The sequence below is a fragment of the Photobacterium alginatilyticum genome, assembly GCF_009910675.1.
GTDB classification, from domain to species: Bacteria; Pseudomonadota; Gammaproteobacteria; order Enterobacterales; family Vibrionaceae; genus Photobacterium; species Photobacterium alginatilyticum.
The window spans coordinates 1-695 of the sequence record NZ_RSEJ01000174.1 but is presented as its reverse complement, the minus strand read 5'-3'; the positions used below and the strand labels follow the sequence as shown (position 1 = coordinate 695).

Sequence of the window (695 nt, the reverse complement as noted above, 5' to 3'; positions counted from 1 at the left end):
ACTCAAGTGGCTCTTACTGCCTAATCTGGGCTTAACGCAAGTTAGTACGTCCTTCATCGCCTCTGACTGCCAAGGCATCCACCGTGTACGCTTAGTCACTTAACCATACAACCCCAAGAGGTTTCGTATGTTCAAACAACCAAGGTTTRYGTCACCTACATTCGATCAAGAAAAGTAAGGACATTGGTTTTTCGCCGRACTCTTACACAAGACACTTGAATGTGTATTGCTTGAGAACTCGTTTCATCTYTCGATGAAACATTTTAATTCAACCTTATGGTTGAATTTACTAGTCAGCTTTCCAGATTGTTAAAGAGCATGTGTCTATCATTCGATATCCACTTTCTAAATATTCTCGGCACCGCCAACAGGCGACAAAAAGCGGACTCAACAAAGTATTCTTTATTGAATCTGCAAATCCGTGCAGAAAATGCTTAGAGAGTGGTGGGCGATACCGGGCTCGAACCAGTGACCCCCTCCTTGTAAGGGAGGTGCTCTCCCAACTGAGCTAATCGCCCTCCGATGTTTTACATCTTCAAAGGAGAAGATGGTGGGTCGTGCAGGATTCGAACCTGCGACCAATTGATTAAAAGTCAACTGCTCTACCAACTGAGCTAACGACCCATGGCGTCCCGTAGGGGAGTCGAACCCCTGTTACCGCCGTGAAAGGGCGGTGTCCTAGGCCTCTAGACGAA

At 46.5% G+C, this 695-nt stretch carries 3 tRNA genes and 1 rRNA gene; all 4 read right to left on the bottom strand.

The features are described 5' to 3' along the window. Window positions 1–105: ribosomal RNA gene (locus EIZ48_RS28535) — 23S ribosomal RNA — on the bottom strand; the annotation flags it as partial. Window positions 106–442: 337 nt separating this feature from the next. Further along, window positions 443–518 (bottom strand) — tRNA-Val (locus EIZ48_RS28530). A 30-nt stretch (window positions 519–548) separates the two neighbouring features. Further along, a tRNA-Lys gene (locus EIZ48_RS28525) sits at window positions 549–624 on the bottom strand. Between the two features lies 1 nt (window position 625). Further along, a tRNA-Glu gene (locus EIZ48_RS28520) sits at window positions 626–695 on the bottom strand.